General features: G+C 65.9%; 13 protein-coding genes, 1 tRNA gene and 1 pseudogene. All 15 read right to left on the reverse strand.

The window, feature by feature from the left end; all coding sequences use genetic code 11:
• Positions 1–255 (reverse strand): annotated as a pseudogene (locus tag D7X96_RS35935) (hypothetical protein); the annotation flags it as partial.
• Positions 256–421: 166 nt separating this feature from the next.
• Positions 422–1,183 carry a lytic transglycosylase domain-containing protein gene (locus tag D7X96_RS35940; RefSeq protein WP_120549804.1) on the reverse strand — a complete coding sequence of 254 codons (762 nt, stop codon included), beginning with the start codon at positions 1,181–1,183 and terminating at the stop codon, positions 422–424.
• The gene (locus D7X96_RS35945) at positions 1,180–1,530 is read right to left on the reverse strand and encodes a phasin family protein (RefSeq protein ID WP_120549805.1); all 351 of its coding nucleotides are present in this window, start codon (positions 1,528–1,530) and stop codon (positions 1,180–1,182) included. Before D7X96_RS35945 ends, D7X96_RS35940 begins: the two co-directional genes overlap by 4 nt.
• 104 nt (positions 1,531–1,634) lie before the next feature.
• Positions 1,635–2,096 carry a hypothetical protein gene (locus D7X96_RS35950; protein WP_121771770.1) on the reverse strand — a complete coding sequence of 154 codons (462 nt, stop codon included), beginning with the start codon at positions 2,094–2,096 and terminating at the stop codon, positions 1,635–1,637.
• Positions 2,097–2,272: 176 nt separating this feature from the next.
• Positions 2,273–6,484 carry a DNA-directed RNA polymerase subunit beta' gene (gene rpoC, locus D7X96_RS35955; RefSeq protein ID WP_014397766.1) on the reverse strand — a complete coding sequence of 1,404 codons (4,212 nt, stop codon included), beginning with the start codon at positions 6,482–6,484 and terminating at the stop codon, positions 2,273–2,275.
• Positions 6,485–6,616: 132 nt separating this feature from the next.
• Positions 6,617–10,843, reverse strand: a complete 4,227-nt coding sequence (gene rpoB / locus D7X96_RS35960; RefSeq protein ID WP_120549807.1) for a DNA-directed RNA polymerase subunit beta — start codon at positions 10,841–10,843, stop codon at positions 6,617–6,619.
• Between the two features lie 181 nt (positions 10,844–11,024).
• A complete protein-coding gene (rplL, locus tag D7X96_RS35965) occupies positions 11,025–11,396 on the reverse strand; it encodes a 50S ribosomal protein L7/L12 (RefSeq protein WP_120549808.1) in 372 nt (123 codons plus the stop codon).
• A gap of 89 nt (positions 11,397–11,485) precedes the next feature.
• Positions 11,486–12,007 carry a 50S ribosomal protein L10 gene (gene rplJ / locus D7X96_RS35970; protein WP_120549809.1) on the reverse strand — a complete coding sequence of 174 codons (522 nt, stop codon included), beginning with the start codon at positions 12,005–12,007 and terminating at the stop codon, positions 11,486–11,488.
• Between the two features lie 397 nt (positions 12,008–12,404).
• Positions 12,405–13,118, reverse strand: coding sequence for a 50S ribosomal protein L1 (gene rplA, locus D7X96_RS35975; RefSeq protein WP_120549810.1), 714 nt, complete (start codon positions 13,116–13,118; stop codon positions 12,405–12,407).
• A gap of 28 nt (positions 13,119–13,146) precedes the next feature.
• Positions 13,147–13,593: a 50S ribosomal protein L11 gene (gene rplK / locus D7X96_RS35980; protein WP_120549811.1), complete on the reverse strand. Its 447-nt coding sequence runs from the start codon at positions 13,591–13,593 to the stop codon at positions 13,147–13,149.
• Between the two features lie 108 nt (positions 13,594–13,701).
• Complete coding sequence (gene nusG / locus D7X96_RS35985; protein ID WP_120549812.1) at positions 13,702–14,250, reverse strand: transcription termination/antitermination protein NusG; 549 nt, start codon at positions 14,248–14,250, stop codon at positions 13,702–13,704.
• On the reverse strand, positions 14,250–14,693 hold the full coding sequence (gene secE / locus D7X96_RS35990; RefSeq protein WP_121724271.1) for a preprotein translocase subunit SecE: 444 nt from the start codon (positions 14,691–14,693) through the stop codon (positions 14,250–14,252). The genes nusG and secE overlap by 1 nt, the downstream gene beginning before the upstream one ends.
• An 88-nt stretch (positions 14,694–14,781) precedes the next feature.
• A tRNA-Trp gene (locus tag D7X96_RS35995) sits at positions 14,782–14,857 on the reverse strand.
• Between the two features lie 25 nt (positions 14,858–14,882).
• Positions 14,883–15,047 carry a 50S ribosomal protein L33 gene (rpmG, locus tag D7X96_RS36000; protein ID WP_002617522.1) on the reverse strand — a complete coding sequence of 55 codons (165 nt, stop codon included), beginning with the start codon at positions 15,045–15,047 and terminating at the stop codon, positions 14,883–14,885.
• 94 nt (positions 15,048–15,141) lie between these two features.
• Positions 15,142–15,335, reverse strand: a 194-nt coding sequence (locus tag D7X96_RS36005; protein WP_500681240.1) for an EF-Tu C-terminal domain-related protein, incomplete at its 5' end; no start/stop codon positions are given.

A 15,335-nucleotide genomic window follows, 5' to 3' on the forward strand; every position in this document is an offset into this window, starting at 1 on the left:
CGGGGCGGCCGGGGGGGGCGTGGCGGGGGCCGGCGTAGCGGGCGTGGGCGTCACGGTCGTCACGCGGGCGGCATACCCCGGCGCGTCGATGTGGACGTTGCCTTCCGCGTCGATGCGGACGGTGGCCTTCTCGAAGCGCGTGTTCGTCACACCGTCGATCTTCACGCCGTTGAGGAAGACCGAACCGGCCAGGGCCAGCATGGGAACGAGCGAAGCCGCGACGGTGAGTGCAATGCGGGCGGACGGGCGGGGCATGGGGGCATTCCTCCTCAGGAATCCTCAACAGTCCCGGGAGCTTGCAAACGACTTAGCGCACCCGGGGGAGCGGGACAAGGCGGCGACGGCCCCGCTTGGAGCGCTCCGCCGCCCCGAACATTCACACCGGGGCCCCTCTTCCAGTCCGGCCGACCGGGCCGGGCGCTCAGGGCGCCGCGGTCGGAGCCTCGTCGGGCGTCGGCGGAGGCGGCTCGCGCTGCGCCAGCGCCCAGTCCCCGCCCAGGCCATGGCCCTCGCGGAAGCGGCGGAAGTCGCGCCGCACGGCCCGGGGGTAGCGGCGGAACTTCTCCAGCTCCCCGGCCTTCATGGCGTCCCGGATGCGCGTGGGGCCCGCGTTGTAGGCCATCAGCGCCAGGTCCAGGTCGCCGCCAAAGCGGCCCTGCAGGTTGCGCAGGTAGCGGATGCCCAGGCGCACGCAGACGGCGGGGTCCGCCACCACCTCCTCGCGCGACAGCTTCAGGCCTTCCTTCTCCGCCAGGAAGTGCAGCGTGCTGGGCTTGATCTGCATCAGGCCCCGGGCGCCCTTCTCGGAGACGGACTCCTCCTCGAAGTCGGACTCCACGTCGATGAGGGCCAGCACCAGCAACGGGTCATACCCCGTGCGGCGGGACTCCTCGTCGATGGCCTGCCCCAACCGCCGGCGCAGCGTGAGCCCCAGGTCCGGGGCCCGCTTGGCCAGCACGGCGTCAATGAGCGCCGCCTCCTCGGAGACGGACTCCTGGGCCACCACCTCGGGGACCACGGACTGGGGGGCGGACTCCTCCAGGAGGGGCACCACCCGCGCGGACACCACGAGCGCCACACCCGCGAGCAGCGGGAGCCGGGAGCACCCGCTGCTCAGGGCGTGCAGCCCCGCGAAGAACCGCGTTCCCAGCGACCTGCCGCCCGAGGCGGCGGGGCCACTCACTTACGGTGCTCCAGCGCCTGGATGCGTTCGTTCAAACGCTCCAGTCGGGCACCAAACGCCTGCAGCTCCTCGCGGCGGGGCAGCTTCAAGAGCGACAGCGCCGTGCGGACCCGCTCCTCCACGTTGTGCTCCAGGTCCTTGCGGTGCCCCGTCAGCCGCTCCGCGAACTCGCGGGCCTGACGCTTCACCTCGTCCTGGCTCCAGCCCGCGACGGACGCCACGCGCTGCACGGCGCGCGAAGCCTCCTCCTCCGCCGTGTTCACCGCCAGGAGCGCCTGGCTCCAGATCCGCTCGAACGCCTCCGCCACGGAGGGCTTCTCTCGGGGGGCCTCGGTGTTGTTGTCCATGAAGTCGCTCCGGGAGTGACCCGGGCCCCTCCCCGTGGGAGGAACCCTGGGCATTCAAAGGGGTTTGCGACCTAAGCACACCCCATGGGTGATGAAAACGTTGCTCAGGCGCGCGGAGAAGACGCCGCGCCGCCCGAATTCTTGGTCGAAGGGTGGGAACGCCGGGTGGGCTTCAGGAGCACATCCAGCTTCTTCGACAGGCGGCCCAGCTCCTGGGTGATCTGCTGCACCTGGGACTGGCTGGCAACTCCCACCGCCTCCACGACCTTCGCCTGGAGCCCATCCAGCCGCTTGCGCAGCTCCACGCCGGCCTCGTCCACCTTCTTCGTCAGCTCCTGGACGCGGGGGTCGGCGCGCAGCTCACCGGCCTGCACCTTCGTCCACAGGGCCTGGACCTCCTTCGCCGCCACCTGGCTGCGCGTCTCCAGCGCACGGAAGGCCTTGTTCGCCTCCCCTTCCAGGCCCTGGAACCGCTTCTGCGCCTCGGAGAGCCGCCCCTTCAGGTAGGCCTCCACGTTCTGCGTCACGCCGTTCTTCTCAGCCGCCTTCGCACTCGTCGTCTCCATGTCGCGCTCCCCCCCGGGTGTTCCGGGTCTCATAACGTGATGCGTCAAGATAACGCACCGCGACATGCTGTCAAGCGAACAGGAAACGAAGTGTGCAAAACGAGAAAGCCGCCGCCCCGGCATGACACCAGGACGGCGGCTGACTCACGAAGCGTCAGGGACGCTTCGGGGAAGCACTAGGCGACGTCGGTGGACCGGGTGTCCGGCCGCGACGGCGGAGGGGCCAGCGGGCCGGTGTCGCCGTGGGTGGCGGCCAGGGCGGCCTCCATCTCATTGACCTCGTCCGTGGGGCTCTCCACCTCGATGTCGAGGTGCTTGTAGTTCGGCAGGCCCGTGCCGGCGGGGATGAGCCGGCCCATGATGACGTTCTCCTTGAGGCCGCGCAGGTAGTCCACCTTGCCGTTGATGGCGGCCTCGGTGAGCACCTTCGTGGTCTCCTGGAACGACGCCGAGGAGATGAACGACTCGGTGGAGAGCGACGCCTTGGTGATGCCGAGCAGCAGGGGCTCGCCCACGGCCGGGCGCTTCCCTTCGGACATGACCTTCTCGTTCTCCTCCTCGAACACCCACTTCTCGACCTGCTCGTCGACCAGGAAGTTGGTGTCGCCCACGTCGGTGACGCGCACCCGGCGCAGCATCTGCCGGACGATCGTCTCGATGTGCTTGTCGTTGATCTTCACGCCCTGCAGTCGGTAGACCTCCTGCACTTCGTCCACCAGGTAGCGCGCGAGTTCCTTCTCGCCCAGCACCTTGAGGATGTCGTGCGGGTTGGCCGCGCCGTCCATCATCGCCTCGCCGGCCTTCACGCGGTCGCCGGAGTGGACGTTGATGCTCTTGCCCTTGGAGATCAGGTACTCCTTGGCCAGGTCCGCGCGCTGCTCGCCGCTCACCTCGGGGGTGATGATGAGCTTGCGCTTGCCCTTGGTGTCCTTGCCGAAGGACACCACGCCGTCGATCTCCGCGATCGCCGCCGCGTCCTTGGGCTTGCGCGCCTCGAAGAGCTCGGCCACGCGGGGCAGACCGCCCGTGATGTCCTTGGTCTTCGTCGTCTCGCGCGGCACCTTGGCGATGACTTCACCCGCGGAGATCTCATCCTGGTCGTTGACCGTGATGATCGCGCCCTGGGGCAGGAAGTAGCTCGCCTGGTTCTTGGAGGACGGCAGGTCCTTCACGTTGCCGGCCGCGTCGCGGATGGTGACGCGCGGACGCGCCTCCGGGTCCTTGGACTCGATGACCGTCTTGCGCGACAGGCCCGTGACCTCGTCGAGCGTCTCGGACATCGTCACGCCTTCGATGATGTCCTCGTAGCGCACGACACCGCCCACTTCCGTGAGCAGCGGGATGGCGAACGGGTCCCACTCGGCGACGAGCACGCCCGGCTCCAGCTTCTGGCCTTCCTTCACCAGGATGCGGGCGCCGTAGATGATCTGGTAGCGCTCGCGCTCGCGGCCGGACTCGTCGACGATGACGATCTCGCCGTTGCGGTTCATGGCCACCAGCGTGCCGTCCGCCTTCTGCACCGTGTTCAGGCCCGCGAACTTCACGGAACCCGCGTAGCGGTTCTCCAGGCTGGACTGCTCCGCGCGACGGGTCGCCGCACCACCGATGTGGAAGGTGCGCATGGTCAGCTGCGTACCCGGCTCACCGATGGACTGCGCCGCGATGACGCCCACGGCCTCGCCCACGGACACCTTGCGGCCACGCGCCAGGTCACGGCCGTAGCACTCCACGCAGATGCCGCGCTTGGCCTGGCAGGTGAGCACCGAGCGGATCTTCACCTTGTCCAGACCGCTGTTCTCGATGCGGCGGACGCGCTCCTCGTCGATCTCCTCGTTGGCGCGCACCAGCACCTCGCCCGTCACCGGGTCGAGGATGTCGTCCAGGGCCACGCGGCCCAGGATGCGCTCACCCAGCGGCTCGATGATCTCGCCGCCCTCGACCAGGGCGCCGATGAACAGACCGTCCATGGTGCCGCAGTCGTACTCGTTGATGATGGCGTCCTGCGCCACGTCCACGAGACGGCGGGTGAGGTAACCGGAGTTGGCCGTCTTGAGCGCCGTGTCCGCCAGGCCCTTGCGGGCGCCGTGCGTGGAGATGAAGTACTGGAGCACGGAGAGGCCTTCACGGAAGTTGGCCGTGATGGGCGTCTCGATGATTTCGCCGGAGGGCTTCGCCATCAGGCCGCGCATACCCGCCAGCTGGCGGATCTGCTGGGCGCTGCCGCGGGCGCCGGAGTCGGCCATGATGTAGATGGGGTTGAACGACGGCTGCTTGCGCGTCACGCGCTTGCCGTCCACGTCCCCGGAAGCCTCGTCCTGGGAGATCTGCTGCATCATCTCCTGGGCGACCTTCTCGGTGATCTCCGCCCAGATATCGATGACCTTGTTGTAGCGCTCACCGTCGGTGATGAGGCCTTCCAGGTACTGGTTCTCGATCTCCGCCACTTCCTTGCGCGCGTAGTCCAGGAACTCCTGCTTCTTCGCAGGGATGATCATGTCCTTGAGCGCGATGGAGATACCGGCGCGGGTCGCGTGGAAGTAGCCCGCGCTGCGGACGCGGTCCGCCAGCAGCACCGTCTCCTTCTCGCCCGTGAGGCGGTAGCAGAGGTCGATGAGGTTACCGAGCGACTTCTTGTCGAGCACCTTGTTGATGGCGTCGAAGCCCACGCGGCGCGGAACCACTTCCCACAGCAGCACGCGGCCGACCGTGGTCTCCTTGCGCTTGCCGTCGATGCGGCACACCACCTTGGCCTGCAGGTGGACCTCACCGTGGTCGTACGCGGCGCGCACCTCGTCCGGCGACGCGAACACGCGGCCTTCGCCGTTGGCGAACTCGCGGGCGCGCGTCATGTAGTAGATGCCGAGCACCATGTCCTGCGTCGGGACGATGATGGGCTTGCCGTTCGCGGGGCTGAGGATGTTGTTCGTCGACATCATCAGCACGCGCGCTTCCATCTGGGCCTCGATGGACAGCGGCACGTGCACGGCCATCTGGTCGCCGTCGAAGTCCGCGTTGAACGCGGCGCAGACCAGCGGGTGCAGCTGGATGGCCTTGCCCTCGATGAGCACGGGCTCGAAGGCCTGCATGCCCAGGCGGTGCAGCGTGGGGGCGCGATTGAGGAGCACCGGGTGCTCGCGGATCACGTCCTCGAGGATGTCCCAGACCTCAGGACGCTCCTTCTCCACCATCTTCTTCGCGGACTTGATGGTGGTGACGTAGCCCTTCTCTTCAAGCTTGTTGTAGATGAACGGCTTGAAGAGCTCGAGCGCCATGATCTTCGGCAGGCCGCACTGGTGCAGGCGCAGCTCGGGGCCCACCACGATGACGGAGCGGCCCGAGTAGTCCACGCGCTTGCCGAGCAGGTTCTGACGGAACCGGCCCTGCTTGCCCTTGAGCATGTCGGACAGCGACTTCAGCGGCCGCTTGTTCGGGCCGGTGATCGTCTTGCCGCGGCGGCCGTTGTCGAACAGCGCGTCCACGGCCTCCTGGAGCATCCGCTTCTCGTTGCGGATGATGATGTCCGGCGCGTTCAGTTCCTGCAGCCGCTTGAGGCGGTTGTTGCGGTTGATGACGCGGCGGTACAGGTCGTTGAGGTCGGAGGTCGCGAAGCGGCCGCCGTCCAGGGGCACCAGCGGACGCAGGTCGGGCGGGATGACCGGGATGACGTCCAGCATCATCCACTCCGGCTTGTTGCCGGACGAGCGGAACGCCTCGGCCACCTTCAGGCGCTTGGCGTACTTCTTCCGCTTCGCCTCGCTGGTGGTCTCGCGCATGTCCTTGCGCAGTTCCTCGGACAGCTTCTCCACGTCCAGGGACTTGAGCATCTCGCGGACGGCCTCGCCGCCCATGCCCGCGCTGAACGAGTCCTCACCGTGCTCCTGGAAGAGCCGGTGCATCTTCTCCTCGGAGATCAGCTCGCCCCTCTGGAGCGGCGTCGCCTTGGGGTCGATGACCATGTAGCTCTCGCAGTACAGCACCTTCTCCATCTCCTTGAGGGTGATGTCGAGCAGGTTGCCGATGCGGCTGGGCAGCGACTTGAGGAACCAGATGTGGGCCACGGGCGTGGCCAGCGTGATGTGTCCCAGGCGCTCACGGCGCACCTTGGACTGAATCACTTCCACGCCGCACTTCTCGCACACGACGCCACGGTGCTTCATGCGCTTGTACTTGCCGCAGTTGCACTCGTAGTCCTTCACCGGCCCGAAGATGCGGGCGCAGAACAGGCCGTCCCGCTCCGGCTTGAAGGTGCGGTAGTTGATCGTCTCCGGCTTCTTCACCTCGCCGTGCGACCACTGACGGATCTTGTCGGGCGACGCCAGCGCGATGCGGATGGCGTTGAACGACAGCGGGTCCTTCGGCTTCTCGAAGAAGTTGAAAATGTCCTTCACGTTGCCTCCGAAAACTTATGAGCGCCCATGGCGCCAAACGTTTCGGGCCCCCGCCCTGCGCCCGGCCAGCCGCTCCCTCCACGAGGAAGCAGCCAGCCGGTCAGGCGGGCGCACCGGCTTCTTTGAAAAGGCCTAGGCCTCGGTCCCCGACTTCCGGTCCTCGCCGTCGCCGCCACCCAGGAAGTCGCCGCCGAAGCTGCGCTGACGCTCCGGGGGCGCGCTCTCCAGCAGCTCCACGTCCAGGGCCAGCGACTGGAGCTCCTTGAGGAGGACGTTGAACGACTCGGGCAGGCCGGACTCCAGGACGTTGTCGCCCTTGACGATCGCCTCGTACATGCGCGTGCGGCCCACCACGTCGTCCGACTTGACCGTGAGGAACTCCTGCAGCGTGTACGCCGCGCCGTAGGCCTCCATCGCCCAGACTTCCATCTCGCCCAGACGCTGACCGCCGAACTGGGCCTTGCCGCCCAGGGGCTGCTGCGTGACGAGCGAGTAGGGCCCGATGGAACGGGCGTGGATCTTCTCGTCCACCAGGTGGTGCAGCTTGAGCATGTACATCACGCCCACGGTGACGTTCTGGTCGAACGGCTCACCCGTGCGGCCGTCGAAGAGCACCATCTGGCCGGAGCGCGGCAGCCGGCCCTCGTCGAAGAGGGCGTGCAGCTCCGTCTCGCGAGCGCCGTCGAACACCGGCGTCGCCACGTGGATGCCCTTCTTCAGGCGGCGGCAGAGGTCCTGCACCTCCTGGTCGGACAGGCCGTCCACGAAGTCACCGAAGGCCTTGTCGTCGTACACGGTCTTCAGCTGCTTCTTGAGCTGCTCGCCGCTGAAGTTCTCGTCGATGTAGCGCTGCAGCTGCTCGCCCACGCCCTTCGCGGCCCAGCCCAGGTGGACCTCGAGGATCTGCCCGATGTTCATGCGCGAGGGCACGCCGAGCGGGTTGAGGACGATGTCCACCGGACGCCCGTCCTCCAGGTACGGCATGTCCTCCTCGGGGAGGACGCGGGACACGACGCCCTTGTTGCCGTGGCGGCCGGCCATCTTGTCGCCCACCGCGAGCTTGCGCTTGATGGCGACGTACACCTTCACCATCTTGATGACGCCCGGGGGCAGCTCGTCGCCCTTCTTGATGCGGGCGATCTTCTCGCCGAAGGCCAGCTTCACGGCCTCCTTCGTGTCCTCCAGGCTGCGCAGGATGTCGCGCAGGCGCGCGTCCAGCGGATCACCGACGGAGATCTCGCCCCAGTACTTGTACGGCACCGTGGCCAGCAGCTCGTCGTTGAGGATGTCCCCCTTCTTCAGGAGGATCTTCCCCTTGTCGTCCACGAGCTTGCCCTGGACCTCCTTGCCGCGGACCAGCCCGCGGAGGCGGCTGTACGCGGAGTCCTGGAGGACCTTGATCTCGTCGTTCTGGTCCTTGAGGAGCTTCGCCTCCTCCATGGACTCGATCTGCTTGGCGCGCTCGTCCTTCTCCACGCCCTTGCGGCTGAACACCTTGGCGTTGATGACGGTGCCGACCACGCCCGGGGGCACGCGCAGGGAGCTGTCGCGCACGTCGCCGGCCTTCTCACCGAAGATGGCGCGCAGCAGCTTCTCTTCGGGAGACAGCTGGGTCTCGCCCTTCGGGGTGATCTTGCCCACCAGCACGTCGCCGGGCTTCACCTCGGCGCCGATGCGGATGATGCCGCTCTCGTCCAGGTCCTTGAGGGCTTCCTCACCCACGTTCGGGATGTCGCGGGTGATCTCCTCCTTGCCCAGCTTGGTGTCGCGCGCGATGCACTCGAACTCCTCGATGTGGATGGACGTGAAGACGTCCTCCTTGAGGATGCGCTCGCTGAGCAGGATGGAGTCTTCGAAGTTGTAGCCCTGCCACGGCATGAACGCGACGACCACGTTCTGGCCCAGCGCCAGCTCACCGGTTTCGGTGGCCGGACCGTCCGCGATCACGTCGCCCTTCTTCACCCGGTCACCCTTGCGGATGATGGGCTTCTGGTTGAGGCACGTGTTCTGGTTGGAGCGCTGGTACTTGAGCAGGTTGTAGATGTCGACCTCGCTCGACACGTCGCTCAGGGCCGCGTTGGAGTCCGCCTTCACCACGATGCGGCTGGCGTCCACCGACTCCACGATGCCGTCACGACGGGCCACGCACGTCACGCCCGAGTCGCGCGCGACGATGGCCTCGATGCCCGTGCCCACGAGCGGGGCCGCGGTGCGCAGCAGCGGCACCGCCTGGCGCTGCATGTTGGAGCCCATGAGCGCGCGGTTCGCGTCGTCGTTCTCCAGGAACGGGATGAGGGAGGCGGCCACCGACACCAGCTGGTTCGGGGACACGTCCATCAGGTCCACGTCCTCGGCCTTGACCTGGACGAACTCGCCGCTGCGGCGGCTCTGCACCAGCGCGTTGACGAACTTGCCCTTCTTGTCCGTCTCCGCGTTCGCCTGGGCGATGGTGTGCTTCTCCTCCTCGAGCGCCGAGTAGAAGGCCACGTCGCCCGTCACGCTGCCCGCGTCCACCTTGCGGTACGGCGTCTCCACGAAGCCGAACTCGTTGACGCGCGCATAGGTCGACAGCGACGCGATGAGGCCGATGTTCGGGCCTTCCGGCGTCTCGATGGGGCAGATGCGGCCGTAGTGCGTCGGGTGCACGTCGCGGACTTCGAAGCCCGCGCGCTCACGCGTGAGGCCGCCAGGCCCAAGGGCCGACAGACGGCGCTTGTGCGTGACCTCCGAGAGCGGGTTCGTCTGGTCCATGAACTGCGACAGCTGGCTGGACCCGAAGAACTCCTTGATCACCGCCGTCACCGGCTTGGCGTTGATCAGGTCGTGCGGCATGAGCGTCTCGATCTCCTGGAGGCTCATGCGCTCCTTGATCGCGCGCTCCATGCGGACGAGGCCGATGCGGTACTGGTTCTCCAGCAGCTCGCCCACCGCGCGGACGCGGCGGTTGCCCAGGTGGTCGATGTCGTCGATCGTGCCCTTGCCGTTCTTCAGGTCGATCAGGTAGCGGATGACCTCCAGGATGTCGCGCTTGGTCAGGATCTGACCGTCGAGGGGCTCCTCGAGGCTGAACTTGAAGTTCAGCTTGAGGCGGCCGACCTTGGACAGGTCGTAGCGCTCCGGGTTGAAGAACAGGTTGCTGAACAGGTTCGTCGCCGTCTCCGGCGTCGGGGGATCACCCGGGCGCAGGCGCCGGTAGATCTCCATGATGGCCTGCTCGGGGGACTCGATCTTGTCCAGCATCAACGTCTCACGCAGGTACGGACCCACGTTGAGGTTGTCGATGAAGAGGACCTTGAACTCCTTGATGTCGCGCTTGAGGAGCTCGTCCACCTTCTCCTGCGAGACCTCCTCGTTGCACTCGAGGATGACCTCACCGGTGTTCTCGTCCACCACGTCGTAGGCGGACACCTTGGTGAAGAGCTCGTCCGCGTCGATGGGCAGCTTGGTCATCTTCGCCGCTTCGAGCTTCTTGATGGCGGCGCGCGTGAACTTGCGGTTCTTCTTGACGATCAGCTCACCGGACTTGGTCTTGATGTCGCGCGTGGCGCGCTGACCCGGCAGGAGCTCCAGCTCGACGGACTTCTCGAAGTCCGCGGCGCTCTGCAGGTAGATGGTCTCGGTGGCGTAGTAGTAGTTGAGGATCTCCTCGGTGGAGCCCTTGAAGTCGAGCGGGTTCTTCTTCGCCGTGTCACCGACGGCGCCCAGGGCGCGGATGAGCACGGTGGCCGGCAGCTTGCGGCGCCGGTCGATGCGCACGTACAGCAGGTCCTTGTGGTCGAACTCGAAGTCGATCCACGAGCCGCGGTACGGGATGATGCGGGCGTTGTAGAGCAGCTTGCCCGACGAGTGGCTCTTGCCCTTGTCGTGGTCGAAGAACGCACCCGGGCTGCGGTGCAGCTGGCTCACCACGACGCGCTCGGTGCCGTTGATGATGAACGTGCCGTTCTGGGTCATCAGCGGGATTTCGCCGAAGTAGACCTCCTGCTCCTTCACGTCGCGAATGGACTGGGCGCCGGTCTCCTCGTCCTTGTCCCAGACGACCAGGCGGACGACGACCTTGATGGGCGCAGAGTAGGTCATTCCGCGCTGGTGGCACTCATCGACGTCGTACTTCGGCTTCTCCAGGTGATAGCTCACAAACTCCAGCGAGGAGGTCTCGTTGAAGTCCCGGATCGGGAAGACGGACTTGAAGACACCCTGAAGGCCAAGGTCCTCACGCTTCTCCGGGGCGATGTCGGCCTGGAGGAACTTCTCGTAGGATTGCTTCTGGATGTTGATGAGATTGGGAATGTCGATGATCTTCGCGATTTTCGCGAAGGTCTTCCGCACGCGGAAATTGTTCTGGATCTGCGTCGGCATTCGGTCTCCGGGGACGGCTGCTCGGGCGGGGCAAACTTCAGTAACGCGCGGCGGCGCCGGGAAATTTGGCAAATGTCAAATGGGCAAAGCCGGTGCCCCAGCAAAGGGAGCACCGGCCTGCTCATCCGATCAGCAGGCTGCCCGGGATTTCCCGGAAGAACAGGGCAGCCCCTGTACAGAACTACTTGATCTCGACGGTGGCGCCAGCCGCGGTGAGCTGGTCCTTGATCTTCTTGGCGTCGTCCTTGTTGACGCCTTCCTTGACCGTCTTGGGCGCGCCCTCGACCAGGTCCTTGGCCTCCTTCAGGCCCAGGCCGGTGATCGCGCGGATCTCCTTGATGACGTTGATCTTGTTGGCGCCGGCGTTCGCCAGCACCACGTTGAACTCCGTCTTCTCCTCAACCGGAGCGGCGGCGGCGGCGGGGCCCGCGGCGGCAACGGCCACGGCGGCGGCGGAAACGCCCCACTTGGTCTCCAGCATCTTCACGAGCTCGCCCGCCTCGAGGACGGTGAGCTTCGAGAGTTCTTCAGCAATCGCGTTCAAATCGGCCATGGAACTGTTCCTTCTGGTTGACTAACGGCCGGCGACCCATTTGGGCGGCTCGGCCGAAGAGGTTGCGGTAGAAATACTTCTCGGGACGATTACTGCCCCTGCGCCTTGTCCGCGTGCGCCTGGATGACGCGCGCGAGCTGCGACCCGGGGGCCGCGATGGTCCGGACCAGCTTGCCTGCAGGCTGGTTGAGCATGCCGAGCAACATCCCGCGCAGCTCATTGAGGCCCGGCAGCTTCGCCAGTGCCTTCACGCCGTTGGCGTCGACCCTGTTACCGGCGACGACGGCGCTACGGACCTTGATGGTCTCCATGTCCTTGATGAAATCCATCAGGATCTTCGCAGGAGCCACCTCGTCGTCGTAGCTGATGCACAGCGCAACGGGACCGGTGAAGTCATCCGAAATCGCGGAGACGGTCGTACCCTGAGCGGCACGGCGCGCCAGCGTGTTCTTGATGACCTTGTACTCGACCTGTCCCTCGCGGAACTTGCGACGGAGCCGGGTCACGGTCTCGACGTTCACCTTGGACGACTCCACGAGCACCGCGGTCTTGGTCCGCGCAAACTTCTCGTGAAGGTCCTTGATCATCTCCTCCTTCTCGCTCTTCAGCACCTTGACTCACCTCCTTCATGGCCCGACCTGACGGTCGGGCGTGATGCCTGGGCCAAAGTGGCAGAGCGAGAGAGGAGCCTCCGAGAGGCACCACACCGCACCTCCAGTCTCGGCAGGGCTGACCTTGCGGCCGTTTGAACCAGCAGCGGATGGACGGCCCGACCGGTTGCCCGGTTCCCAACGGACGCGTCTTCCCCACTCCAGGTCCCTGCTGTCATGAACCAGGTCGGAACGCCGCGTCTCTCGACATGGCGCCCCAATTGCAAAAGCCGGGGGCCTATACCCCCGGCTTTCGCAAAGATCCAGCACTTTTTATCGGACTGATGTTCTCCGGGCGACGGGACTGACGCTCCCCGTCAGGGAGCGCACCCTTCCCTGCCCGTCCTGACAGCCGCGACTAGCGGTGGCGCGCCAGGATTTCCTGGGTGTCGAGCTTGATGCCCGGGCCCATGGTCGTCGAGATGGCGATGCCCTTCAGATACACGCCCTTGGCGGTGGCCGGCTTGAGCTTCATCACCAGGTCCACCAGCGCGTTGAAGTTCGCCTCGAGCTTGTCCGCGGCGAAGGAGGCCTTGCCCATCTTGGCGTGGACGATGCCCGCCTTCTCCGCGCGGAAGTCCACCTTACCGCCCTTGGAGTCGCGGATGGCCTTGGCGACGTCCATGGTCACGGTGCCGACCTTCGGGTTCGGCATGAGGCCACGGGGACCGAGCACCTTACCGAGGCGGCCGACGATACCCATCATGTCCGGCGTCGCGATGACGGTGTCGAAGTCGAGGAAGCCCTCCTCGATGCGCTTCTGGAGGTCCTCGGCGCCCACGATGTCCGCGCCGGCGTTGGCGGCCTCGGTGGCGCGCTCACCCTTGGCGAACACGGCCACGCGCACGGTGGCGCCGGTGCCGTGCGGGAGCACCACGGCGCCACGGACCATCTGGTCCGCGTGCTTCGGGTCCACGCCCAGGTTGATGGCGACGTCGACCGTCTGGTCGTACTTCGTCGCGCGGGTCTCGACCGTCTTCTTCAGCAGCGCGAAGCCCTCGGCGACAGGGTAGCGCTTGTTGCGGTCCACCAGCTCGTTGGACGCGCGGAACTTCTTTCCGGAGTTAGCCATTGCAGGAATCCTTGAGAGAGAGGGCGGGCTAGCCGACGACGTCGATGCCCATGGAGCGCGCGGTGCCAGCAATGGTGTTCATGCAGGCTTCGATGGACGCGGCGGTGGTGTCCTGGATCTTCTTCTTGGCGATCTCTTCCAGCTGCTTGCGGGAGATCTGCCCCACCTTCTCCTTGCCCGGCTTCTTCGCGCCCGAACCCTTCTTCTTCTCCGTGTGGAGACCCGCGGCCTTCTTGATGAGGATGGCGGCGGGAGGGGTCTTCAGGATGAAGGTGAAGGAGCGGTCCTGATACACGGTGATGATCACCGGGATGATCAGACCCTCCTTGGCCTCCGCCTGCGTCTTGGCGTTGAACTGCTTGCAGAACTCCATGATGTTCACGCCCTGCTGACCGAGCGCGGGACCAATCGGCGGGGCGGGGTTCGCCTTGCCGGCGGGGATCTGCAACTTGACCTGACCTGTGACCTTCTTCATCGGCGGACTGCTGCCTTTCGCGGGGGTGGTTCCGACGGGCTGTCAGACGGGACAGCCCTCCCACCCGTTGATCCGCGCCCGTTTCCCGGGCGCGGAAGACTGTTGAAACTAGCCGGTGGTCTTTTCCACCTGCATGAAGTCGAGCTCCACGGGGGTCGCACGGCCGAAGATGCTGACGAGCACGCGCACGCGGCCCTTCTCCGGGTTGACCTCTTCCACGGTGCCGTTGAAGTTGGCGAACGGGCCGTCGATGACGCGCACCGTGTCGCTGGTCTCGAACTGGACCTTGGGCTTGGGCTTGTGGGCGCCCTCGGTGACCTGCGCGGTGAGGCGCTCGACCTCGCGGTCCGACATGGGCCGGGGCTGCTCGTTCTGGCCGACGCCCGGGAACCCCGTCACCTTGGAGGTGTTCTTCACCAGGTGGACGGTGGTGTCGCTGAGCTCCATCTGGACGAAGATGTAGCCAGGGAAGAGCTTGCGGCGGGTGGTCTTCTTCTCGCCGTTCACCATCTCCACGACCTGCTCCATGGGGATGAGGATCTCACCAATCAGATCCTGGTCCTGCAGGCCCTTGAGGCGCACCTGCTCTTCCAGGTTCTTCTTCGCCTGGTTCTCGTAGTTCGAGTAGGTCTGGACCGTGAACCATTTCTTCGCCATTACAGCTTCCCCCACAGGGCAGGCAGCCACTCCACCATCAAGTTGTAGGCGACGGTGTCGATGCAGAAGAGCAGAACGGCCGCCACCAGCGAGGCGACGACCACGGCCATGGTCGACGCGCGGGTCTCCGACCAGGTGGGCCAGGTGACCTTCATCAGCTCGGACGCCACGTCGATGGACAGGGCGTGCGTGCGAGGGTGGAAGTAGGCCGCGAGCACCACGGCCAGGCCGGCCACGTAGCCCACCAGGGTCGACACGCGCCAGCCAAGGCCTTCGAAGAGCTCCGCGTCGCTCCAACCGAACCGGCTCCAGAGCAACCCGAAGACGTGCTCCAGGAAGAGGGCCAGGACGATGCCGGCGACGAGATAGAAGATGACCACGAGCCGCTTGGGGTCGATGCCCGAGCGGTTAGCCTGCTGGCTGGCCTCAGATGCCGTCGCCATGGTGCCTCACGAGGGACTGCGGAAGCGGGACTGCGAAAAGGCAGGGACCCCCGGCACCGCTCGGTACCGGGGGTCCCTGTACTGAAGCTGGCAGGCCAGGAGGGATTCGAACCCCCAACACGCGGATTTGGAGACCGCTGCTCTACCGTTGGAGCTACTGGCCTAAACCTTCATGAACCCAACGACCGACTAGACCTTGCCTTCTTTGTGGTCCGTGTGCTTGCGGCAACGAGGGCAGAACTTGCTCAGCTCGAGCTTATCCTGGCTCTTCCGCTTGTTCTTCGTGGTCGTGTAGTTCCGCTCCTTGCACGTAGTGCACTCGAGCGAGATGATGGAACGATTACCCTTCGGCATGGCTTATCTCACCAGATGCGAGAAGGGAAGGCTACAGAAGCAGCCCTCCCTTCCGCAACTCAGTGCCCGTGGAAGCTGGTCGGCGGGAGGCCGATCAGGCGATGATCTCCGCAACGACGCCGGCGCCCACCGTACGGCCACCCTCGCGGACGGCGAACCGGAGCTCCTTCTCCATCGCGACCGGGGTGATGAGCTCCACCTCGATGGCGATGTTGTCGCCCGGCATGACCATTTCGACGTTGTCCGGCAGCTTCACCGTGCCCGTCACGTCCGTGGTGCGGAAGTAGA

Origin of the sequence: Corallococcus interemptor (assembly GCF_003668875.1) — a bacterium.
Classification (GTDB): domain Bacteria; phylum Myxococcota; class Myxococcia; order Myxococcales; family Myxococcaceae; genus Corallococcus; species Corallococcus interemptor.